The 20,989-nt window shown below is 48.1% G+C and carries 22 protein-coding genes; 6 read left to right on the forward strand and 16 right to left on the reverse strand.

Features of this window, described 5'->3' with window-relative positions; genetic code table 11:
• Positions 1 to 21: 21 nt before the first annotated feature.
• From GNE05_RS18495 to GNE05_RS18515, 5 genes are all read right to left on the reverse strand, one after another.
• Positions 22 to 1,347: a UDP-glucose dehydrogenase family protein gene (locus GNE05_RS18495; RefSeq protein ID WP_022553902.1), complete on the reverse strand. Its 1,326-nt coding sequence runs from the start codon at positions 1,345 to 1,347 to the stop codon at positions 22 to 24.
• 200 nt (positions 1,348 to 1,547) lie between these two features.
• Positions 1,548 to 2,312, reverse strand: a complete 765-nt coding sequence (locus GNE05_RS18500) for a tyrosine-protein phosphatase (RefSeq protein ID WP_095060241.1) — start codon at positions 2,310 to 2,312, stop codon at positions 1,548 to 1,550.
• A gap of 45 nt (positions 2,313 to 2,357) precedes the next feature.
• A complete protein-coding gene (locus GNE05_RS18505; RefSeq protein WP_015418389.1) occupies positions 2,358 to 3,047 on the reverse strand; it encodes a CpsD/CapB family tyrosine-protein kinase in 690 nt (229 codons plus the stop codon).
• Positions 3,034 to 3,780, reverse strand: a complete 747-nt coding sequence (locus GNE05_RS18510) for a protein-tyrosine kinase activator TkmA (protein WP_151140098.1) — start codon at positions 3,778 to 3,780, stop codon at positions 3,034 to 3,036. The genes GNE05_RS18505 and GNE05_RS18510 overlap by 14 nt, the downstream gene beginning before the upstream one ends.
• Before the next feature lie 214 nt (positions 3,781 to 3,994).
• Positions 3,995 to 4,138, reverse strand: a complete 144-nt coding sequence (locus GNE05_RS18515; RefSeq protein ID WP_003151259.1) for a YwzD family small protein — start codon at positions 4,136 to 4,138, stop codon at positions 3,995 to 3,997.
• A 203-nt stretch (positions 4,139 to 4,341) separates the two neighbouring features.
• Here GNE05_RS18515 and GNE05_RS18520 point away from each other — a divergent pair, with 203 nt between their 5' ends.
• Positions 4,342 to 5,952 carry an SWIM zinc finger family protein gene (locus GNE05_RS18520; RefSeq protein ID WP_015418391.1) on the forward strand — a complete coding sequence of 537 codons (1,611 nt, stop codon included), beginning with the start codon at positions 4,342 to 4,344 and terminating at the stop codon, positions 5,950 to 5,952.
• On the forward strand, positions 5,939 to 8,713 hold the full coding sequence (locus tag GNE05_RS18525) for a DEAD/DEAH box helicase (RefSeq protein WP_160183077.1): 2,775 nt from the start codon (positions 5,939 to 5,941) through the stop codon (positions 8,711 to 8,713). The genes GNE05_RS18520 and GNE05_RS18525 overlap by 14 nt, the downstream gene beginning before the upstream one ends.
• Positions 8,714 to 8,825: 112 nt before the next feature.
• On the opposite strand, the gene GNE05_RS18530 is transcribed toward GNE05_RS18525, so the two are convergent.
• The 4 genes from GNE05_RS18530 to GNE05_RS18545 all read right to left on the reverse strand — a co-directional run bounded on the left by GNE05_RS18530 (position 8,826) and on the right by GNE05_RS18545 (position 11,465).
• Positions 8,826 to 9,683 carry a Cof-type HAD-IIB family hydrolase gene (locus tag GNE05_RS18530; protein WP_014419072.1) on the reverse strand — a complete coding sequence of 286 codons (858 nt, stop codon included), beginning with the start codon at positions 9,681 to 9,683 and terminating at the stop codon, positions 8,826 to 8,828.
• Positions 9,680 to 10,462 (reverse strand): transcriptional regulator GlcR, encoded by a 783-nt coding sequence (locus tag GNE05_RS18535; protein WP_003151250.1) that lies wholly within the window; start codon positions 10,460 to 10,462, stop codon positions 9,680 to 9,682. The genes GNE05_RS18530 and GNE05_RS18535 overlap by 4 nt, the downstream gene beginning before the upstream one ends.
• A 210-nt stretch (positions 10,463 to 10,672) precedes the next feature.
• Entirely contained in the window at positions 10,673 to 11,014 is a 342-nt protein-coding gene (locus GNE05_RS18540) for a single-stranded DNA-binding protein (RefSeq protein ID WP_003151249.1), read from the reverse strand.
• 97 nt (positions 11,015 to 11,111) lie between these two features.
• Positions 11,112 to 11,465 (reverse strand): hypothetical protein, encoded by a 354-nt coding sequence (locus tag GNE05_RS18545; protein WP_003151247.1) that lies wholly within the window; start codon positions 11,463 to 11,465, stop codon positions 11,112 to 11,114.
• A 172-nt stretch (positions 11,466 to 11,637) separates the two neighbouring features.
• On the opposite strand from GNE05_RS18545, the gene GNE05_RS18550 reads away from it, so the two are divergent.
• Positions 11,638 to 12,048, forward strand: coding sequence for a YwpF-like family protein (locus tag GNE05_RS18550; protein ID WP_044802928.1), 411 nt, complete (start codon positions 11,638 to 11,640; stop codon positions 12,046 to 12,048).
• Between the two features lie 45 nt (positions 12,049 to 12,093).
• On the opposite strand, the gene mscL is transcribed toward GNE05_RS18550, so the two are convergent.
• Both mscL and fabZ read right to left on the reverse strand, forming a co-directional pair.
• On the reverse strand, positions 12,094 to 12,489 hold the full coding sequence (gene mscL, locus GNE05_RS18555; protein WP_003151243.1) for a large conductance mechanosensitive channel protein MscL: 396 nt from the start codon (positions 12,487 to 12,489) through the stop codon (positions 12,094 to 12,096).
• A gap of 55 nt (positions 12,490 to 12,544) precedes the next feature.
• Entirely contained in the window at positions 12,545 to 12,970 is a 426-nt protein-coding gene (fabZ, locus tag GNE05_RS18560) for a 3-hydroxyacyl-ACP dehydratase FabZ (protein WP_003151242.1), read from the reverse strand.
• 195 nt (positions 12,971 to 13,165) lie between these two features.
• On the opposite strand from fabZ, the gene GNE05_RS18565 reads away from it, so the two are divergent.
• A complete protein-coding gene (locus GNE05_RS18565) occupies positions 13,166 to 14,230 on the forward strand; it encodes a tetratricopeptide repeat protein (protein WP_017418759.1) in 1,065 nt (354 codons plus the stop codon).
• 17 nt (positions 14,231 to 14,247) lie between these two features.
• Here the strand turns inward: GNE05_RS18565 and GNE05_RS18570 are convergent, their stop codons facing one another.
• From GNE05_RS18570 to spoIIID, 4 genes are all read right to left on the reverse strand, one after another.
• Positions 14,248 to 15,069 carry a flagellar hook-basal body protein gene (locus GNE05_RS18570; RefSeq protein ID WP_160183219.1) on the reverse strand — a complete coding sequence of 274 codons (822 nt, stop codon included), beginning with the start codon at positions 15,067 to 15,069 and terminating at the stop codon, positions 14,248 to 14,250.
• A 24-nt stretch (positions 15,070 to 15,093) separates the two neighbouring features.
• A complete protein-coding gene (locus tag GNE05_RS18575; RefSeq protein ID WP_007614310.1) occupies positions 15,094 to 15,891 on the reverse strand; it encodes a flagellar hook-basal body complex protein FlhO in 798 nt (265 codons plus the stop codon).
• A 159-nt stretch (positions 15,892 to 16,050) separates the two neighbouring features.
• A complete protein-coding gene (gene mbl / locus GNE05_RS18580) occupies positions 16,051 to 17,052 on the reverse strand; it encodes a cell shape-determining protein Mbl (RefSeq protein ID WP_003151237.1) in 1,002 nt (333 codons plus the stop codon).
• Positions 17,053 to 17,232: 180 nt separating this feature from the next.
• Positions 17,233 to 17,514, reverse strand: a complete 282-nt coding sequence (spoIIID, locus tag GNE05_RS18585) for a sporulation transcriptional regulator SpoIIID (RefSeq protein ID WP_003151236.1) — start codon at positions 17,512 to 17,514, stop codon at positions 17,233 to 17,235.
• 331 nt (positions 17,515 to 17,845) lie between these two features.
• Between spoIIID and GNE05_RS18590 the strand changes: the two genes are divergently transcribed.
• Together GNE05_RS18590 and GNE05_RS18595 are read left to right on the forward strand one after the other, a co-directional pair.
• A complete protein-coding gene (locus tag GNE05_RS18590) occupies positions 17,846 to 18,259 on the forward strand; it encodes a MarR family winged helix-turn-helix transcriptional regulator (protein WP_007407562.1) in 414 nt (137 codons plus the stop codon).
• Positions 18,260 to 18,283: 24 nt separating this feature from the next.
• The gene (locus GNE05_RS18595) at positions 18,284 to 19,480 is read left to right on the forward strand and encodes an MFS transporter (RefSeq protein WP_012118641.1); all 1,197 of its coding nucleotides are present in this window, start codon (positions 18,284 to 18,286) and stop codon (positions 19,478 to 19,480) included.
• 35 nt (positions 19,481 to 19,515) lie between these two features.
• Here the strand turns inward: GNE05_RS18595 and GNE05_RS18600 are convergent, their stop codons facing one another.
• Positions 19,516 to 20,949: an NCS1 family nucleobase:cation symporter-1 gene (locus GNE05_RS18600; protein ID WP_160183078.1), complete on the reverse strand. Its 1,434-nt coding sequence runs from the start codon at positions 20,947 to 20,949 to the stop codon at positions 19,516 to 19,518.
• Positions 20,950 to 20,989: the final 40 nt, after the last annotated feature.

The raw sequence follows: 20,989 nt of genomic DNA on the forward strand, positions 1-20,989 counted from the left end.
CCGGCGCGGTCCGCCGGCCTTTCAAGTGACAGAATCAGTCTGAGGCACGACGGCTCTTCTTCCGATTGAAATATATTCCACGCCCGCCTGTTCCGCTTCCTCAAGCGAGTGGCAGTTTCTCCCGTCGAAAATAACCGGGGTTTCCATCAGCTCTTTGTACGCTTCAAGCGGAAAATGTTTAATTTGTTCCCAATCTGTCAGAATCAGGACGGCATCCGCTCCCCTGACGGCTTCTTCTATGGACTCCCGATAGGAAACCGCAGCCGGAAGCAGTCCGGAAGCCCGGAATGAAGCGATCGGATCGTACGCTGTCATCCGGGCGTCAAGAGCCGCCAGACGATCCGCAATGACAATGGACGGCGCATCCCGCATATCATCTGTATTCGGCTTAAAAGACAGCCCTAATAACGCGATGGTCTTCCCCGTCACTCCGCCGAGCCTGTTCAGCACTTTATCAACCAGCATGGACTGCTGGTTATTGTTGACTTTAATGACGGACTTCAGCAATTCAAAATCATGCTCCACATGTCCCGCAATCTGCACGAGGGCGTTTGTATCCTTCGGAAAACAGGAACCGCCGTAACCGATGCCGGCTCTTAAGAATTGATTGCCAATCCGTTTATCCAATCCCATTCCGTGTGCGACTGATTCCACGTCCGCACCGACTTTTTCACATATATGAGAAATTTCATTAATAAAACTGATTTTTGCCGCTAAAAATGCGTTTGACGCATATTTGATCATCTCAGCGCTTCTGATGTCCGTATGATATACCGGAATCGCAAGCGGCGCGAAAACCCGGTCAAGCGTTTCCCGCGTCTGCCGGTCTTCAGCCCCGATCACGATGCGGTCGCCGTGAAAGGTATCGTGAATCGCTGAACCTTCACGGAGAAATTCCGGATTCGAGGCGATTGAAATGTTCACGTCCGCTTTCAGCCGTGAATGAATAACTTCTCTGATCCTGTCATTCGTTCCCACAGGAACCGTGCTTTTTGTCACGACAATCGCATCTTTAGAAATATGTTCGGCAATCCGTTCGGCGACATTTTCAATATAAGTAAGGTTTGCGTGCCCGTCTTCTTTTTGCGGTGTCCCGACCGCTATAAAAATAACGTCTGTTTCCGCAAGCCCTTTTTCGTAGCTTGTTTCAAATGCCAGCCGATGCCGGCCGATATTTCGTTTCATCATATCTTCAAGGCCCGGTTCAAAGATAGGGGACAATCCCTTTCTCATCTGCTCAACCTTACGTTCGTCAATATCTATGCATGTTACGTCATGGCCGATTTCTGAAAGAGACACTCCTGTCACAAGACCGACGTAGCCTGTTCCGATCACTGTTATTTTCATCGTGTTCCCCCAACCGTTTAGAAATTGCTGCTGGGCAGCTTACCGTTATTATCATATGATCCCGGCGCCGGCGGAATGCCGGAAGCCTGAGGTCATGATAGGAAAAAACGGCGCCGGCCGCTGATAATAAGCATAAGCATAAAAGAATCATCTTGCAAAACAGCCGCTTACGCTTCATTTAAACGGGATGGAGACGACGATTAAAAAAGACCCCAGCGCTTACGGCGGGCCACAGGCAGCGGAGGTTCCTTATAAACGGCTTTGTTTTCAGCGAGAAGCGCCGCGTTTTCCGTGAGCATGTAAATCAGCTCAGCCCCTGCTTCTTTTTTCAGAACGCCGAGCGCCTCCTGATAATAAAAATTTCTCGGTCCGAGATTATGGGCGTCGGATGCGAGAAAGTGGATCAAATTCGCTTCCATCAGCTGCAGCGAAAAGGATTTCGCTTTCCGCCCGAATGCTCCGGCAATGCAGCCGGCCGTCACTTGGGCGGCCGCGCCTTTCTTCACAAGATTGTATAGGACGGAAGGGTTTTCGCGAATTTCCCTGTTCCGCTCCGGATGGGCGATGACGGGGACATATCCGTTCAGCTGCAGTTCATAAAACAGCCTTTCAGCGTAGGCCGGGACATGATCCGCCGGAAATTCCGCCAGCACATACTTTGTATTATGGAGCGGGACAAGCGAGCCGCTTTGAAGACCTGTCAGCAGATCTCCGTCTGTTCTGATTTCCTGGCCGGGCAGAACAGTCAGCGGAATGCCTTCCTTATTCAAACGTTTGTTTAACAGGCTGACCGCTTCGTTGACCGTATGCCGGTCCGTGTCATAGCGGTATTTCACATGATGCGGCGTCGCGATGATCGTATCAATCCCCTGTCTGACCGCTTCTCTCGCCATCTTCAGACTTTCTGTATCATCCGCCGCGCCGTCGTCTATGGAAGGAAGGATGTGACAATGGATATCTATCATATTTCATTCCCTCCTTAAAAAGAATGGACCGCGCCCATTATGACATTATTGTCCGTAATAGGCGTAGTCCGAGTGTTTCGTTTGTTTCTTCCCGTTCATCACGGCCCCAAGGAGCTTGCACGGGCAGTAATCGAGCGCTTCTTTCGCCTTGGCCGCTTTTTCCTTGTCCGTTTTCCCGCTTGAGATCACCATAATGGCCCCGTCAGTGTAGCTGCCTAATATTTTCGTATCGGCTACGGCCAAAACGGGAGGCGTATCCAAAATCACTTTATCATAAACTGCGCCGGCTTCTGACAGAAGATCTTTCATGGCACCCGTCGATAAAAGCTCCGCCGGATTGGGCGGGATCGGCCCGCTCGTTAAAATATCCAGGTTTGCTTCATCAGCCGGCAGGACGGCTTTCTGAAACGGCATCTGTTTTAACAGCAGTGACGTTAATCCGGTTCCGTTGTCCAATTTGAAGGTGAAATGAACCGTCGGTTTGCGCAGATCCGCATCAATTAAAAGCACTTTTTTCCCCTGCTGTGCAAATACGACGGCAAGGTTGGCCGCGGTTGTCGATTTTCCTTCTTCCGGGCCGGCGGATGTAATCAAAAGGGACTTCACCTCCGTATCAACGGAAGAAAATTCAATGTTTGTGCGGATCGTGCGATATTGTTCTGAGTTGATGGATTTCGGCTCAGACATCGCAATCACGCTTCGTTTTCCGGGTTTGTCTTTTTTACGCGTCAACATGTCCGCCCCCCGCTTGTTTGGTTTCCGCCATCCTCAAGTTTTTGGCAACGCTGTCTTTAGTACTGATTGAAGTAACCGTTCCCAGGATCGGGATGCCGAGCAGCGATTCCAGCTGTTCTTCCGATTTGATCGTATTATCCAGATGTTCCAGCAAAAAGGCGAGACCGATTCCGCCCAAAAGTCCGGCGGCAAACGCAATCGCGATGTTCAGCTTACGGTTAGGCTCTGCCGGTGACTGGCTGTCCGCCGCTTCGGCCTTTGAAAGGATGCTGACATTATCCACGTTCATGATGGCGGTGATCTTGTCCTGAAAAACGGCTGCAACCGCATTTGCCATAACGGCCGCCCGCTTAGCATCCGTATCCCTCACGGCAATCGTCACGACTTGTGAATCCTGCTCGCTGGACACCGTGATTTTCGATTCCAGCTCTTTCGAAGTCATGGACAGATGCAGCTGTTTAATCACTTCGTCGAGGATGACCGGGCTTTTGATGATGACATTATACGTGTTGATTAATTGGAGGTTGGTTTGAACGTCATTGAATTGGACTTCTTTTTGATTGTTTTTGGATTGGCTGACCAAAATTTGAGTTGAGTTTTCATAGACCGGCGTAAGAGCGAAGAAACTGATGAGTCCGCCTGCGGCAGATGCCGCCGCGGTAATAATAAGTATAAACAGCAGACGCTTTCTCAGTATTGCGAATATTTCCTTTATGCTTGCAGATTCTCCCATATAACCTCCATATCACTTTCCGCGTATTCCCATTCCCTCCAATGATCTTTTCCAATTACGATTATACAGCTTTAAACTGTCATTTCTAACCTTTTCAAATGACAAAATTCGACAAAAATAGACAATCACTTCAATCTGTTTTATTTTGTAAGCGCTTTAAATACTGGTGTCACAGGAAGATTAAAAAATCCCGCGGCCAAGAGCCTGCGGGATTTTATGTTGCATATCCATTTTTAATATAAGAAATCAAATTCTCAAGCATTTCTTTTGTGGTCATCTCAGAGGACTGCTCACCAATGTCGTGCGCATGCATTAAAATCTTCAGAAACTCCTCTTGATCTAACTTCGTTTTCTTCATCATTCGTTTCCTTTCGGCTTCCATTAAATTGAAAACAAGATTATTATATGCTGTCGGGTGCTGTTTTGCAATCTCTAATACATCATTCGACACATTCGGGTTTTTATGTCCTTTTTTAGGAAAAACTTTTTCCGGGCCATGTGTTGCGATATAATAGAGGAATTGGAATCTTTTTATTTTGTGACTCGTTAGGAGCGATAATCATGCTTCAGGATATGATTGCTAAAGAAGATGTGCTCGCAGCGGCTGAACAGCTTAAAGAACTTCTTCCTTACAATGAAGACAATGTTCAGCTGATGAAGAAAGCACTCATTTTATATCGGCAGGATTCCGTCTATCGTATACAGGTTCAAACCCCGACAGAGATTTCCGCATATGTGCAGGATGTTGTGCCTGTAAGGGTCACGCTGAACTTATTTTTCATGGTGAAAAGCGGCTGCGCATGCCCGTCTGAGGCGATCTGCCGCCACGTGCTGGCCGTTTTTCTTTACGTATATGCCCAATTCGAGCGGGTCGGTACCTTTACCGAACATTGGCTGGAAAGAGAAAAGCTTGAGGAAAGCAGGGAGCTTGTCCGCCGGCAGTTTCAGGAAAAAGTGCTGCCGAATGAAGAGTCGCTGTCAAGCTGGCTCGCTTTTTTTGATTCGGAATTCTCGCTGTGGGAGGCGCGGACGCCGGCCGGAAGCCAGACGATGCAGGGCCTTTATTACGGCTATCTGTCAGCGCTCAAAAAACACGCCCCGAAAAAACCCGAGCTTAAAAGCTTATATCAGATTCATTCGGCGCTTGCCGTCTGGCTTCACATGTTCACTTTGATTGAGTCAGGCAGATTGGATGCCGAAAAAGATTATTACAGCATCAATCCATACGTGGAACAGCTGATGGATACGATTTATTCCTCCATTGACAGACTGAAAACGTACGCCTTGTCTTTTTCACTCGATCCTTTTTTAGACCGGACGCCCCCGGTGCTGCGCAGACTGCTTGTGAAAGAAGAGCTTTTTCAATACGAACGCCTCCGGGTATTCGGTGAAATGTGGAGCGCGCTTTTGAACCGGCCGAAATGGGTCGCGCGCGAACAGGAGATTCTCGCACAGGAAAGCGGGCGCCGTTTTTCACCGGAAGTGCGGTTCGGGCGGCTTCATCTGGCCTTTTTGCAAAAAGATGATGAAGCGGTCTTCCAAGATATGTCCCGCTTCCCTCCTGAAGCGCTGCCGTATACCTTTCAATGGCTCGGTGAACTCACCGCGAAAAAAGACTGGAAACGGCTGAAAGCATGGTATGGCCGGATCGAACCGCTTGCCGTCAACTATACGAAGCTTGATAAGCCGTTTAAAGAAATGCGCGACATCATCGGAGAGCTGTTTGCGCTATTGGCGGATTATGCGCGGCACTCACGGGATGATCAGCTGTTTGAACGGTTTGCTTCCGGCTGCCTTCCCTATACCTTTACCGAATACAGCCAGTACCTGTACGAAAAACGGCGGTACGCGGAGTGGGTGGAGATTCACAGCCTCGTCGGTTTTTCCGTCTGGGAAATCGAAAAGGACATCCTGAAGGAAATTGCCGCCAGTGATCCGGAAGCGCTCATCCCCTCCTATCACCGGGCGGCGGCCTTTTTTATCGATCAAAAAAACCGCAGCGCCTATAAAGAGGCTGCACGCCATCTGAAAAAACTGCGGACGCTTTATAAAAAGGCAAAAAAACAGCAGGTATGGGAACGGTATATCAGCCGGCTGAGCGCAAGTTACAAGAGGCTGCGCGCCCTTCAAGAAGAATTGCAGAAAGGAAAGTTGATTGATGGCGAGTCTTAAGGAAATTTTCATTCATGTAGAACAAATGGAAGATTGGACATTTACGCTGTCAAGCCATGATGAGAAGGAGCAGCCGCTTACTCTCAGTCAGATGAAGACTCATTTGTTCCAATGGCATGAGTCCACCTTTTACGGAACGTTTCTTGAAGACGTCAGCTTCATAGGCACTCCGGCCGTTCTGCTCAGCCCGTGGATGACCGTCGAGCTGCTCGGAAAAAACTCGTTCAATTCATTCAGCACCGTGCAGCTGACAAAGGAAACGGAACCATTAATCGAAGCGGCTTCGACGATATACGAATTTATTGCCGACGGCGATTTTCTTCCGGATTATGAGGCTTGGCAAAATGGCGTCCTGCGCTTCAAAGACCGTGAGCTTTTGCTGGAAGGCTTTACGGCAGACTGGTTCTCAGCCGCGGTCCAGGACTACATCCAGTACAATGATGACCTGCTGGAAAAATGGCGGCGGATCGAAACCCGCTCACCGGCCGTTCATACGTTTAAAGGCTCCTTTTTAGATGAAGATGATTTTCTCGAGGGAATCGGCTGGCATGACGATGTGACGCCGTTTACCGTCGGGCTTCGATTAAACGAGCCTGATTTCGACGGTGACGACTGGAAAATCGAAATGTTTTTACGTGAGAAAAAAACCGGCTCCATCACCTTTTTTGACGGACTGAAGGGACTGAAAAAAGCGTGGCAGGCATACAGCGGAAAAATCGCGCGCGAACAGGACCGCTTCCGCAGAACGGTTCCCTGGCTTTCGTTTGATTCAGGAACGACGCTGATTTCTGAAGAAGAGGCTTGGATCTTCTTATCGGAAGCGAGTGAGACGCTTGTCGATATGGGTGTGGAGATTCTTCTCCCATCATGGTGGCAGATTGTCCGGGACAGCAATATGATGCTCAAGGCGAAAGTGTCATCCTCCCCGCGGGGCGAGTCCTTCGTCGGCATGAACGCTCTGCTTGATTTCAACTGGAGATTCGCCACAAACGGAATTGAGCTGACAGAGGATGAATTCAATGAGCTTGTCGCAAACAACAGACGTCTCGTCAATATCCGCGGCCAATGGGTGAAAATTGATCCGCAATTTATTAAACAGATGAAAAAACTGATGGAAAAAGCGGAATCTGAGGGCCTCCACATGTCCGACGTGCTGGCGCGCGAACTGATGGATCACGGGGAAAACGGAGCCGAGGACACGGACATCATTGACTCATCGGCATTTGCCGGGATCAAGATCGAATTATCAAAGCATCTCAGAAGCCTGATCCGCAAACTGACGGAAGCCCGGGATCTGCCGGAACATGAAGTCAGCGCCGCGTTTCAGGGCCAGCTCCGCCCTTATCAGATGTACGGCATGAACTGGCTTCTGTTTTTACGGGAAAACGGCTTCGGCGCCTGTCTCGCAGATGACATGGGACTTGGAAAGACGATTCAGATGATCGCTTATTTTCTCCATGTCAAGGAAAGCGGCCGGCAAAAAGCGCCTGCCTTAATCATTGCGCCGACATCGGTGCTCGGCAACTGGCAGCGTGAGCTCCAGACCTTCGCGCCGCAGCTGAAGGCCGTGCTTCATTACGGCCCCCGCCGGCCGAAGGGGGAAGCATTTGTCCCGGCCTATCAGGACGCGGACGTCGTTCTTACTTCTTACGGCCTCTCGCACGCCGATCAGGAAGAGCTTTCTTCCGTGACATGGAGCACCATCTGCCTTGATGAAGCGCAAAATATTAAAAACGCGCATACGAAGCAGTCCCGCGCGATCAGAAAGCTGAAAGGCGTCCATCATATCGCGCTGAGCGGAACACCGATGGAAAACCGCCTGACAGAGCTTTGGTCGATCTTTGATTTTATGAACAAAGGCTATCTCGGCAGTCTGACCGGCTTTCATAAACGCTATGTGCTGCCGATTGAAAAAGACCGTGACGAAAAAAGAATCAACCAGCTTCAGCAGTTAATCCGGCCGTTTTTACTGCGCCGGACAAAACGGGATGAAGAAGTGGCGCTTAATCTTCCTGACAAGCTGGAACAAAAAGAGTTTATCCCGCTCTCAGCCGAACAGGCATCCCTTTATGAACAGCTTGTCAAAGATACATTTGAACATATGGCTTCTCTGACCGGGATGCAGCGGAAAGCGCTGATTCTGAGCATGCTCGGCCGCTTGAAGCAAATATGCGGTCATCCTGCGCTCTATTTGAAGGAAGAACAGACAGAGCTGTTAAACGGGAGATCCGTCAAACTGGAAAAGCTGCTTGATTTAATGGCGGCGATCCGCGGACAGGGGGAAAGCTGCCTCATTTTCACCCAATACATTCAGATGGGCAACATGATGAAGCGCCTCCTGGAAAAAGCATTCGGAGAACCGGTTCAGTTTTTAAACGGAAGCCTATCCAAGCAGGAACGCGATTCTCTCGTCGAACGGTTCCAGAAGAAAGAATACCCGACGCTGATTTTGTCACTGAAAGCGGGCGGAACCGGCCTGAACCTGACGGCTGCCAATCATGTCATTCACTATGACAGATGGTGGAATCCGGCGGTGGAAAACCAGGCGACCGACCGCGCCTACCGAATCGGCCAGGAACGGTTCGTCCATGTTCACAAACTCATTACGACGGGAACGATTGAAGAAAAAATTGATGCCATGCTCGAAACGAAACAAACGCTGAACGATCAGATTATCCAAAGTGAAAATTGGATTACCGAGCTGTCATCCGCTGAGCTTGAAGAATTATTCACCCTCAGCGCATCGGCGCAATCACATTAAACGCAAAAAGGCCGGCTCTCTCAGAAGAGCCGGTCTTTTATGTCGTCCTTACTGTTACGCCGCATTTGCCATGAATGCGTCACGCCAGTCATGAACAGTATCGCCATACCTTTCACAGTAAATTCCTGATCATATGCGCAACGCCGTTTTGATCATTTGTCAATGTAACGGCATCAGCGATCTCTTTAATATCTTCTCTCGCATTCCCCATCGCTATGCCTTTTCCGGCCGCCTGAAGCATTGAATAGTCATTTAAGCTGTCACCGACCGCGGCGGTTTCAGCCATCGGAATGCCGAGCTTTTGCGCCAGCCGTTTGAGCGCCTGCCCTTTAGAGGCGTTTCGAGACGCCAGTTCGAAGTTGTGGTCGGCAGAGCTGACAAGGGTGAGATCTTTCTGACCGCTGAATCGGTCCCAGCCCGCTTTCAGCTTCCGCTCATCAAACGAAAATCCGAGAATATTATAAAAATCCAGATGCTCTTCTTTCTCAAAGAGCTCACGGTATGAATGAATGTAAGCAAAGCCGGACTGGCTGTATTGCACTGAAGCCGCCTGTTCCAAAACGGAAAGATCGGTTTCCGGATTGGCGCTTTTCACCCGGTCCATTTCGATATCGAGCAGCTGCCTGCCGGTTTCAGGCGTATAGATGGCTTTGTTTGTAAACACCTCATAGTAATATTGATTCTCTTCAAGCCATGACAAAATGCCGCGGGCTCTTGTTTCTTCAATCGCATCACAGTGGTACAGGCTGCCGTCAGGAGCATGAATGGCGGCTCCGTTTGCGCTGATGACCCACGTTTTTATGCCGAGCGGTTCGAATATGGAATGCACGTCAAAATGCGCGCGTCCCGTGGAAACCACGATTTCAATTCCCGCTTGCCGGGCTTCCCTTAAAGCCCGCTCATTTTCATCGCTTACTTGATGACTGCTGTTCAGCAGTGTGCCGTCCAGATCTATGGCAATCAGTTTCACATGTCCTCATCCTCTTCTTCAGATTCAGTTACAAGCAATTCTACGCCGTGCCGGTCGAGCAGATCGCAAAAATCCTGATCAGGCAGCCGATCGGTAATCAGCAGGTCAACCTCGTGCAGGTCTGCATACTGATAAAAACTCGTACGGCCAAGCTTGGAGTGATCGCTCAGCGCAATCACCTGTTCCGCCTGTCGGATCATTTTACGCTTTACCATGCCGTCTTCTTCGTGAGGTATCGTCAGACCGTTTTCCGAGATGCCGACAACGCCGATCAGCACCTTATCGGCGTGATAATCCCCCAGTTTTTCTACGACGGAAGCCCCGTATAAAAACCGGTGTTCCTTCTGGAGCTTTCCGCCGAGCAGGTGAATATCAATTCCCTCTTTTGCGGAAAGGATATCGGCCTGATTGATCGAATTTGTAATAACAGTGCAGCCGGTGACATTTAAATGCTCCGCGCAGGCCTGCACGGTTGTCGAGGTGTCCAGAATGATCCGGTCTCCTTTATGGATCAGGGATGCTGCCAGCTTGCCGATTTTGTTTTTCTCTTCAGAAACGGTTTTCAGCCGGCCCGAATAGCCCGGAACTTCCTGATTCACCGACGGCAGAATCGCGCCGCCCCGTGTTCTGATAATGGCCCCGCGCTCTTTCAGCTTTACAAGGTCCCTTCTTGCGGTATCTCTTGAAATATGAAGCAGCGAACATATCTGTTCAGCGGTGATCCGCCGATGCTGTTTCAAATATTCCATTATCGCAATCAGTCTTTCTTCTTGATACACGTCCTCATTCCCTTTTTCGTCACTTATCTGTAAGTAATTATAAGTTTTTATCCCGATATATTCAATGTTTTTAAGTATTCATAAGCGAAATCACTTCTTTTTAACCATTTTTTAGCTCCCGCACAAAAAAACCAGTCTTTCGACTGGCAAATGGGAAGGAGGTATTGCGGGGCCCGCTGAAAAAGGCGGGAAATCGAGGAAAAAAGCATGCTATTCAGCCAGCGGCTCTTTCCGTTTTTGATCCATAAACCGAACGGTATCAGCCATGACCTCGGTCACATAAACTTTTACGCCGTCTGTCTTTTCATAGCTTCTCGTCTGGATTCTGCCGCTTACACCGACCATTGACCCTTTTTGGCAGTACAATGCCGTGTTTTCAGCGTTTTTTCTCCAGATGGTGCAGTTGACGAAGTCGGTTCCGGTTTCACCCGACGCGCTTTTAAAATTGCGGTTTACCGCCAGCGTAATATGCGCGACGGGAATGCCCGCTGATGTAAAACGGAGCTCCGGGTCTTTCGTCAGCCGGCCGACAAGCATAACGTGGTTAAACAAGCCGTATCCTCCTCTCTTTTTCGAGGCTGGCTTCATTGTAGTACAAGGGCTCGTGAAAGCAAAAAGCGGAAAAAGCCGTTATTCGTTCAGGCTGCTCTTATGTTTTCGTTTTTCTTTCTGATAAAAAAAACTTTTGTTTTTGGCCGCTTATGTAATATGTATTTTTGAGCAGCCGCGAGAAAAGTTTCGTTTTGAGCCAGTCTTTCTCAAACATGCGGACAAACTTTCCGCCGTCCCATGCGAACCAGTAAAAACTCAGCTTTTTATCAGTCAGTGAAAGCTGAATTTTATACTGTTCCATGCGGTCTTTTGTTTCATATAAAAAGACGACATTTCCCCTTCTGTTAAGATGCACCTCACAATCTTCCTTTTTGCATACCAAGTAGGAATGATCGTCTTTTCGCCTTGAACCGTCTTCTATATAGATTTCCTTCAGGCGCAATTGATTCATAAGCATCTCTCCATGACCATATTCTTTTACATTATAATGAAAAAATAGAAATGATTAAATGTTGACCGCCTACAAAAATGATGAAGCATGTCTTACAGCATTTTCCCGGGAAAAATGATATGTGTTATAATAAATGAACGAAAAACATGGACAACAGGGGTGAAAATAAGAGATGAAAACCTTTAAACTGGTTGATCTGAATGTGGAACGTTTAGATAAAGACGATCAGCCGATTGAGCAGTTTCCCCTTTTAGACGGATTGATTATCAACAAAGAGGACGGAGAAAATCATTGGTTAATTGAAGCACTGGTCCCGGCCGAACACTTGTCTTTTTTTGACATGCTGATGAAAAGCCAGAAAGAAGCGAAGGTGTTTGTAACGATTACGAAAAAAAGCAACCGCCCCGCCCAGCTGACGGGAAGCATCAAAAATATTGTCCAGTTGGAAAGAAGTATACAAGTTTTAATTTACGGTCAAATGGTGTCAAGAAACCACCCCGGATCAGAAAGCATTCTGGAGTCGCTCGTGAAAGAAGGCTACTCGGGCAGCCGGCTGATTGAAGCGTTTAAACAAAAATTATGATCATGAAAAAGGCCGGACGTTAATCATCCAGCCTTTTTTTGTGCCCTAGTCATTGTGAGGAGCCCGCTGTTTCAGCAGATCTCTGATTTCAGTCAGCAGTTCTGTCTGCTGATCTGTTTCCTCGGCTTCTTCAGCCTCTTCTTCTGCTTCTTTTTTACGTCTCAGCTTGCCTATTGTGCGGATCACGATAAAAATAGAAAATGAAATAATGAAGAAGTTCACAATCGTTTGAATGAAGCTTCCGTACTTGATATGAGCATCGCCGAATGTCACGGCCAGCCCTGAAAAGTCAAGACCGCCAAGAAGCAGGCCGACCAGCGGCATGATGATGTCTTCAACGAGCGACGTCACGATTTTGCCGAAAGCGCCGCCGATGACGACACCGATAGCCAGATCCATGATATTGCCCCGCATCGCAAAGCTTTTAAATTCTGACCACATCACATTCACCCCTTTCTATACAAAATGGGCTTTTTATAAGCCCATTTGTTTGCTTTTATTCTCCGAGCGCAAAGGTTAATTCAGCTTCACACACGAGCTCGCCGTCAACTTTGGCAACGCCTTTGCCGCGTCCGATCGTACCGCGCGCGCGGGTAATATCAACCTCAAGCTCCAGCTTGTCACCCGGTTTTACCTGCTTTTTGAAACGGCAGTTATCAATCCCCGCAAAAAATGCAAGTCTGCCCCGGTTTTCTTCTTTAATCAGCATCGCAACCGCTCCGACCTGCGCCAAAGCCTCTACGATTAATACGCCCGGCATAACAGGGTATTCAGGAAAATGGCCGTTGAAAAAATCTTCATTCGCCGTCACATTTTTATATCCCGCCGCCCGTTTTCCTTCTTCGACTTCCGTAATTCTGTCTACCAGAAGAAACGGATAGCGATGGGGAATAATTTCTTTAATTTGCTGAGTATCAAGCATTCTCTTGACATCTCCTTCATCGACAATAGTATGTATAGAAGGTATATGTGGCAACCAATCTGTACATTTGGAAGTATATTATGAATCAATTTCTTTTTCAACCGCGCTGTAAACTGTAACCAGCTGGCAATGAGCCTCGTCCATTAATGTGTTATGATAAATAAAGATTTTTACCCTATGCAAAGAGGTTGGAAGATGATTGCTAAGTTTACTGAAAAACGTACGCGGGTGATGCTGAATGAGTGGTATGACGCCATGGGAAAACGCCAATTCGATCTAGCCCGTTCCCTTCACGAACAAATCAATCAGCATCTCCCCAAATTACAAAAGAATGCAAAGCTCAAACTCAGATATCAGCTGTTTTTCGCACGGTTTCAGCTGCTGTTTGAGAAAAAAGACGGTCTGAATAAACTGTTCTGCGAGCTGAAGCGGCGCAAAGATGAGATGGATCATGAATTAACTTATTATTTCTATTTTTTCAAAGGGTTATTCCATATGGTGAATGGCGCTCCGAACCGTGCTGTCTGCCGCTTTAAAGAAGCTGAACAGTACCTGCCGGCCATACAGGACCGTTTCGAAGCCGCTGAATTTTATTATAAAACAGCGGGTGCATATTACATGATGAAGTCGCCTGCGCTCTCCATTCAATATGTCAATAAAGCGCTGGAAATCTATCAAGATGAAGCCGGCTACATCAAAAAAACGCTCAGCTGCCGGCTGCTTCTCGCCGTGAATTATATAGACGAGGCACGCTATGAAGACGCAGAACAGCTCTTTAATGAATCCATAAAGATAACGGACCGGATCAATGACAATAACCTGCTGTGCCACGCCTATTATAATTTTGGTTTTTTAAAGACCGCCCAGAAAAAAGATAAAGAGGCCCTCCCTTTTTACAAAAAGGTATTGGGCAATCAGCGTTTCGAGAAAGAGTCTCCCGTTTCCTACCTTCATTGTGTATACGAAGCGGTCAGAGCACTTTTTAAAACCGGTTCTGCCGCCGAAGGACAAACCGTGCTGCAGAAAGGTTTATACATATCTGAAAAAGTGCAGAACAAGATTATGAAATTGAAGCTGACCGCACTCAACATACTGTACACCGCTCAGGAGGACCCGTACGACCGATTGCAGAAGCTTGTGCTGGAGCTGCAGAAAATTGAAGCGTGGGTGGATTTGGAAGTGCTGCTTCAGGATATTACTGATTACTACAAAAAAAAGGGCGATTTTGAGAAAGCCGCATTTTTTATCATGCGCGGCTGATCAAAACGCCCCTTCTTTTATCTGACTGAGTTGATTAAGCCCAGCATTTGGTCTCCCAATGTAATCGTGCGGCTGTTCAGCTGATAGGAACGCTGAGACACGATTAAGCCGGTCATTTCTTTTGACATATCGACATTTGAACTTTCAAGCGCGCCCTGCTCCATGCCGATTGCCTGCCGGTTTGCGCCGGTAAGCTCTTCAATCGCTGAAGCCCCCGCGCCGTTTACGGAAAACAGATTATCCCCTTCCGCATGAAGCGCCTGAGGATTATTGACATTGACGATGCCGAGATTAAACGTCTGCGAACGGGTTCCCGCCTGGTCTGAAGCAGTCAGCGTTCCGGTTTTGCTGATTTTCAGCTGAGTCAGCGAACTGTCAATTTGTATGGGCTGACCGTTCTCATCGAGAATGGGATTGCCTCCCGCTGTCATCAGCTGAAGCAGCCGGTCATTTCCGCCTGCCGGCTTGAGGGAAAGTGAGCCGTCCCTTGTATACACCCGCCGTCCGTCCGCTTCTGCCTGAAGATATTGATAAGGTGATGTGAACGCGATATCAAGGTCACGGTCGGTTTTTTTGATGCTTCCCTGCCCTGAGTCCAGCTGCGGAGTCATGACCGTTCCGGCGCCGAGACGCAGGCCGGGCGGCGTTTTCCGCATGTCCGGCGAATTTTCCTTTTTGTCATCTATATGGTCATACTGCTGTCTGATCAGCTCGGAAAAGCGGGAGTCCCTCGCTTTATAGCCTGTCGTATCACTGTTTGAAAGGTTGCTGCTGACTGTATCCATCTGCTGCTGAAGCTGATTTAAGGCTGTTGAAGCCGTCAGCATTGATCTGAGCATCATAATTGAACGTCCCCCATTTTGTTACACTTTGCCGATTTCATTTGCGGCTTTATCCATGCTTTTATCGTAAGCCTGAATGACTTTCTGATTGGCTTCAAATGATCTGTATGCTTCCGTCATTTCTGTATACGTGCTCGTCACGTCCACGTTCGAAAGCTCCGAGACGCCTTGCTTTAATGAATACGAGACTTGGGGATTCGCCGCCGCGCTCGGCAGTTCAGAGCCGTCGGCCGTGCTGTATAGGTCATTGCCGTCCCGTTTCAGATTGCGCACGTCTTCTTCCATTCTGATATCAATCTGCCCCGCCGGCCGGCCGTTTGTCGTGACCGTTCCGTTTTCTGATACGGTGAATTTTTCATTGTCGACTGTAATCGGCTGTCCGTTTGTTGATAACACAAGGTTTCCGTTTATCGTAAGCTGATTGTTTTCATTTAATGAGAAAGTGCTGCTTTTTGAATAGCGGACGCCGCCCGCGGTCTGCACGGGATAAAACAGCTCGGCGTTTTCATTCGTTTCGGCATTCTTGGGAACCTGATTCTCCATCAGCGCGATATCCGTCGGCTGATCGGTCGTTTTCAGGCTTCCCTGCGTAAACAACGGTTTCAGCTCCTGCATGTATACGCCTGTGTTGACGGAGCCGATTTTCGTTTTTTTATCGCCTTCTATTCGGCTCAGAAGCATCTCGGGAAAGGCGCGGATTGAACCTTGATCCTCTTTGTACCCTGATGTATTCGCGTTTGCGATGTTATTTGACAGCATTTCCGTTCTTCTCTGCTGTGTAATCATTGCGGACGTTGCGGTATATAATCCTTTTAACAAGTCTTCCACCTCTGAAATAGCATTATTTCCAGTTGCCTCACCGGAACATTTGTTCTATAATGAAAATCAGCATTTTTTCTTATTATCGGATTTACATTCCCGTTCGTGAAGGGTTTGGCAGAAAAAAACCCCATTCTTTTTCAGAATGAGGTTTTATCATCAGCTCAGTTTGCGTTTTGGAAGCTTGTCCATGTTATCCAGCATGACGCCGGTTCCGACCGCAACACAATCCATCGGGTTCTCAGCGACAAGAACAGGCACCCTCAGCTCTTCGGCAAGAAGCTGGTCAAGCCCGTTTAACAGCGCTCCCCCGCCGGTAATGATAACGCCGCGGTCAATGATGTCAGCGGACAATTCAGGCGGTGTTCTTTCAAGAACCTGCTTGGCGGCCTGCACAATGACGGCAACTGATTCACGAAGGGCTTCTTCTACTTCTTTGCTGTTTACTGTAATCGTTCTCGGCAGACCGGAAACCATGTCACGGCCGCGGATGGTGATTTCTTCATGACGTGCGTCTGGGAAAACCGTTGCGACCTTCACCTTAATATCTTCAGCGGTACGTTCACCGATCAGCAGCTTATACTCGCGTTTGATATAATTTAAGATTTCCATGTCAAACTTGTCCCCAGCCATCTTAATAGAAGAGGAGGTGACAATATCGCCCATAGAAATAACTGCGATATCTGTCGTACCGCCTCCGATGTCAACAACCATGTTACCGCTCGGCTGGAAGATTTCCATACCCGCGCCGATAGCGGCAACTTTCGGTTCTTCTTCAAGGTACACATGCTTTCCGCCGCTTTTTTCAGCTGCTTCTTTAATCGCTTTTTGCTCAACGGATGTAATATTCGTCGGGCAGCAGATCAGCATGCGCGGTTTTGAGAAAAGTCCTTTTACATTCAGCTTATTAATGAAATGTTTCAGCATGGCTTCTGTTACTTCGAAGTCTGCGATTACGCCGTCTTTCAGCGGACGGATCGCAACAATATTCCCAGGTGTACGTCCAACCATTCGTCTGGCTTCTTCACCGACAGCCAGCACTTTGCCGCTGTTTTTATCAAGTGCCACAACGGAAGGCTCATTCAGAACAATTCCTTTTCCTTTTACATGGATCAGTACATTTGCAGTACCGAGGTCAATTCCAATATCCCTTGCAAACATCTATTTATATCCTCCTTGATATCTGTTTCACAGTAAAATATCCACATTGTGCCCTAATTATATATATTATCATAATTTATCAAAAAAAAGCTGCTGAACGATATAAGTTCTTGACAAAATTTTGCGGATATTCGCGAAACCGCCCGGGAGGAGAAAAAAGGGCCCGGCAGACGTCAGGCGCTACGGCTGCTGAACGGGCTCCCCTTCAAGAATTTCATCCTTCTTGTACTTTAATTTCGTCGCCTCTCCCCCTCTTAAATGTCTGATGGATTTATGATAATCGAGTATTTCTTTTACTTCATTCGCCAAGTCAGGATTAATTTCAGGCAGGCGCTCCGTCAGATCTTTGTGTACGGTACTTTTGGAAACACCAAACTCTTTCGCAATGACACGAACGGTTTTTTTCGTCTCCACGATATACTTACCAATCTTGATTGTTCGCTCTTTGATGTAATCGTGCACACCACTCGACCTCCCCAGTTGGATGTGAGAAGTGTGAAATGAGATCCGTATTCTGTAACAGATTCACTGATGATGCAGCTTCTTCGTTGTCCGATTATATAAGAAGGTTTTAGAAATATGCCCACGATCCCTCACCTCAAACACTCTCTTTGATAGGTTTGTAACAGTGTATTAGCAATGAATTGGGAATATGCTAAAAACTCAATAAGGACAAGGGGCGGGTCATAATTTTCTGCTTTTTGAACGGGGGGTTTACATCCGCGCGATCCTGCTGTAGAATGAAACAGCACAATTAGTTACTTAGGTAAGTTTTTTGAAAAGGAGAACGGAAATGATCCACGTCAACAGACGCCTCATTCATCAAATCAATCAATGCGCCCGCCTGATTACGAAGAAAGCCAATGAACGGCTGGAACCATTCGGCCTGTACTCCTCTCAATGGTCAATCCTATATTGCTTAAAAACGATCGGACCGATGACCCAAAAAGAAATCTGGTCCTATCTGAACGTAGAGGCGCCGACCGTTACCAGAACGATCAAACGCCTTGAAGAAAACGGCTGGATTCAGCGGGAACAGGGAGAAGACAAGCGGGAAAAGCTCGTCGTCCTGACGAAGGAAGCTGAATTGAAATACGACAGCATCAATCAAGAGATGCTGAAGTTCGAGGAAGACATGCTTGCGGATTTCCAAGATGGAGATAAGGAAGCTTTTTCTGAGTTTCTGAATGTGTTTTTAACGAAATAGAAAAGAAAGGGAAGTGCTGTACTTTTGAGTAAATCTGACTCGATCTGGACCAAAGATTTTATTATGGTCGTACTCGTGAATTTATTTGTCTTTGTGTTCTTTTATACATTTTTGGCCGTGCTGCCTATCTATATGATTCAGGAGCTTGGCGGCAGTGAATCGCAAGGAGGGCTTTTGATCAGCCTGTTCCTGTTATCTGCTATTATTACCCGTCCTTTTTCAGGGGCGATTATTGAACGGTTCGGCAAGAAAAGAATGACGATTGTATCCTTGGCGCTGTTCGCCCTGTCTTCTTATCTGTATTTGCCGCTACACAATTTCTATCTGCTGCTCGGACTGCGTTTTTTCCAAGGCATCTGGTTCAGCATTTTAACGACGGTCACGGGCGCAATTGCCGCTGACATTATTCCCGCCAAGCGGCGCGGCGAGGGGCTCGGTTATTTTGCGATGTCTATGAACCTTGCCATGGCGATCGGTCCTTTTCTCGGGCTGAGTCTTGTGAAAGTCATTTCGTTCCCGGTTTTCTTTACGATTTTTGCCGTATTTGTTTCTTTAGGCTTGCTGATTGCTTTTATGATTCGTGTGCCGGATCAAAACAACAGCGGAACGACTGTCTTCCGTTTTTCTTTCTCCGACATGTTTGAAAAAGGCGCGCTTAAAATCGCGATTGTCGGGTTGTCCATTTCTTTCTGTTATTCAAGTGTGACTTCATATTTATCCGTTTATGCAAAGACGATCCACCTGTTGGATGTCAGCGGCTATTTCTTCGTCTGTTTCGCCGTGACGATGATGGCCGCCCGTCCTTTCACAGGAAAGCTGTTTGACAGAGTGGGGCCGGGAATCGTCATCTATCCGTCGATTATCGTGTTCTCCGCGGGGCTTTGCATGCTGGCGATGACAAACAGCGCCCTCATGCTTCTCTTGTCCGGTGCCGTAATCGGTCTCGGATACGGCTCTATCGTACCGTGTATGCAGACACTGGCGATTCAGAACTCGCCCGGACACCGTTCAGGCTTTGCGACGGCTACCTTCTTCACTTTCTTTGACAGCGGGATTGCCGGCGGGTCATATGTATTCGGCCTCTTTGTCGCTTCGGCCGGATTCCATTCGATTTATCTGGCCGCGGGGCTGTTCGTCCTGATTGCTTTGCTCCTGTATGGCTGGAGCCAGAAAAAAAGAACGCCGCTTGAAGCGGACGGCAACGTTTCAATCGCAGACTGATATGACAAAAAGCCGGGGGCAGCCCCCGGCTTTTTTTATTCGGCCGCTCTTTCCCGCACGATTCGTCCCGCCGCTTTTACATAAGGAGGATGAATATACATAAGCGCCGTATAACCGAGACATGACAAAATGACACCCGCAAACCAGGAAATATCATAGATGCCGGCGAACGCCGGGACGTACATTCCGATTAAAGAAATAAACGCGCCGAGAAAGGTCGCGGCAAAGGCCCGGTAATTATAGCCTTTGTAATAAGTGTACTGTCCGGTTTCCGAATAAAGGTCTTCAACTGAGAGCCGCCTTTTTCTGATGATAAAATAATCAGCCATCATCACCCCGGCCACCGGTCCGAGAAACGCATAAACATTCGTGGCGCTCTCCATCAGCTTCCACGGTATTGTGAACAGAGCCAAAACGGCGGTCAAATACCCTCCCCTCCTGAATGTAATATACTTCGGCAGGACATTCGCCAAGTCATAGGCCGGTGACACGATGTTTGCCGCCACGTTAACCGAGACGGCGGCGATGCAAAGTGTGATGACCGAAAGAGCGATAACAAAAGGATTATCAAACCGGGCCAAAATCTCCACCACATCCCAAATCGGTTCTCCGAATGCTACTTGTGATCCTGATGTCACCGTGATGCTTGCAAACGCGAACAGCGCAAACGTTCCCGGCAGCCCGTAAAACTGGCCGCGAATCTGTTCTTTTTGCGACGCGGCGAACCGGGTGAAGTCAGGGATATTCAGGATCAGCGTCGCCCATATTCCGATAATGCCCGTCACTCCGGCGGCAAACGGCCAAAACGTTTCAGAAAAGGTGTGGAACTTTCCCGGCTGTGAGTAAATCGGTCCGAGCCCGCCGGCAATATCTATCGCCCACCAGACCATACCGCCGAAGACGAGATAAACAAGCGGGCCCGCCCACACTTCAAATTTTTTGATCGATTCCATTCCGTGCCGCAGCACAAGCAGATGAATGCCCCAAAAGAAAATAAACGACAGAAAACCCGGCAGATGAAGCCCGAATATATTCCAATCTCCGCCGAGACTCCCCCAGCCCGGCCATATGTTCAAAAGCAGAATGTGCAAAGCCGTGCTCCCGGCAAATGTTTGAATTCCGAGCCACATGATGGCTGTAAACGCCCTGAGAAGCGCCGGAATGTTAGCGCCGTATATTCCGTAAGAAGCCCTGATAATGACCGGAAAAGGCAGTCCGTATTTCGTTCCGGCATGGCCGTTCAAGGCCAAAGCGGCGAACAAAATGAGTGACGCCGTCACGATAATGGCGAGCACCTGCCACGGAGAAAGACCGATCGCAATGAGCCCGCCCACAGTCGCGTAGGTCGGGATATTATGAATACAACCCATCCAGATGGATGCAAAATTCACCGCTTTCCATGTCCGTTCGCCGTCTTCTAAAGGCAGTAAATCTTTGTTGCTTAGCCGATCACTCGTTGTTTTTTTCATTTTCTCCCTCCCGCATGTGCGTTTTCCTTACATCACATGT

It is taken from the genome of Bacillus sp. AM1(2019) (genome assembly GCF_009906915.1).
Lineage (GTDB): Bacteria > Bacillota > Bacilli > Bacillales > Bacillaceae > Bacillus > Bacillus velezensis.

Coding starts and splice junctions, on each gene's coding strand:
- fabZ (WP_003151242.1), bottom strand. CDS start 12,970: ATGCTTGATACTCAGCAAATTAAAGAAATTATTCCCCATCGCTATCCG.
- GNE05_RS18520 (WP_015418391.1), top strand. CDS start 4,342: ATGCTTCAGGATATGATTGCTAAAGAAGATGTGCTCGCAGCGGCTGAA.
- GNE05_RS18550 (WP_044802928.1), top strand. CDS start 11,638: ATGAAAACCTTTAAACTGGTTGATCTGAATGTGGAACGTTTAGATAAA.
- GNE05_RS18505 (WP_015418389.1), bottom strand. CDS start 3,047: ATGTTGACGCGTAAAAAAGACAAACCCGGAAAACGAAGCGTGATTGCG.
- GNE05_RS18500 (WP_095060241.1), bottom strand. CDS start 2,312: ATGATAGATATCCATTGTCACATCCTTCCTTCCATAGACGACGGCGCG.
- GNE05_RS18570 (WP_160183219.1), bottom strand. CDS start 15,069: ATGCTCAGATCAATGCTGACGGCTTCAACAGCCTTAAATCAGCTTCAG.
- GNE05_RS18510 (WP_151140098.1), bottom strand. CDS start 3,780: ATGGGAGAATCTGCAAGCATAAAGGAAATATTCGCAATACTGAGAAAG.
- GNE05_RS18515 (WP_003151259.1), bottom strand. CDS start 4,138: ATGAAGAAAACGAAGTTAGATCAAGAGGAGTTTCTGAAGATTTTAATG.
- GNE05_RS18565 (WP_017418759.1), top strand. CDS start 13,166: ATGATTGCTAAGTTTACTGAAAAACGTACGCGGGTGATGCTGAATGAG.
- GNE05_RS18600 (WP_160183078.1), bottom strand. CDS start 20,949: ATGAAAAAAACAACGAGTGATCGGCTAAGCAACAAAGATTTACTGCCT.
- GNE05_RS18525 (WP_160183077.1), top strand. CDS start 5,939: ATGGCGAGTCTTAAGGAAATTTTCATTCATGTAGAACAAATGGAAGAT.
- GNE05_RS18545 (WP_003151247.1), bottom strand. CDS start 11,465: ATGAATCAATTGCGCCTGAAGGAAATCTATATAGAAGACGGTTCAAGG.
- mbl (WP_003151237.1), bottom strand. CDS start 17,052: ATGTTTGCAAGGGATATTGGAATTGACCTCGGTACTGCAAATGTACTG.
- GNE05_RS18495 (WP_022553902.1), bottom strand. CDS start 1,347: ATGAAAATAACAGTGATCGGAACAGGCTACGTCGGTCTTGTGACAGGA.
- GNE05_RS18590 (WP_007407562.1), top strand. CDS start 17,846: ATGATCCACGTCAACAGACGCCTCATTCATCAAATCAATCAATGCGCC.
- mscL (WP_003151243.1), bottom strand. CDS start 12,489: ATGTGGTCAGAATTTAAAAGCTTTGCGATGCGGGGCAATATCATGGAT.